This is a genomic window from Yersinia sp. 1252 StPb PI (genome assembly GCF_048593885.1).
GTDB lineage: Bacteria > Pseudomonadota > Gammaproteobacteria > Enterobacterales > Enterobacteriaceae > Yersinia > Yersinia enterocolitica_E.
In genome coordinates, this window is the sequence record NZ_JAZGQE010000544.1 from 1 (window position 1) to 329 (window position 329).

The window sequence follows — 329 nt, forward strand, 5'->3', positions numbered from 1 at the left end:
GGTAATCCCTGATTGGCGGTCACGGTTAAGCGGTTTTTTGCCCGGTAGATACTGTTGGCGTCATAGCCCTGACGTTCGGCATCAAGGGTTTGCATCGCCGTGGCGAAATCGAGATAGCCCTGAGTCGAAAAGCGGTGCGCCGCCACACTCAGGTTACTGTTGGTTTCAGTAATCACCTTGCTGTAACTGACCTGATAGCTCTGGCCACTTTCATTGCCGTTACGCAGGCGGGTATTGGCCTGGGTCACGTCGACCGCCACCGCCCCAATCGGGGTACTGAACGCAGTCCCGACCTGCACGGCATAATAGTCTTCACTGGCCTGCGCCCC

General features: G+C 57.1%; 1 protein-coding gene. It reads right to left on the reverse strand.

The window, feature by feature from the left end; translation table 11 throughout:
• A partial coding sequence (locus V2A85_RS24670; protein ID WP_420072688.1) for a fimbria/pilus outer membrane usher protein occupies positions 1 to 329 on the reverse strand: 329 nt, incomplete at both ends.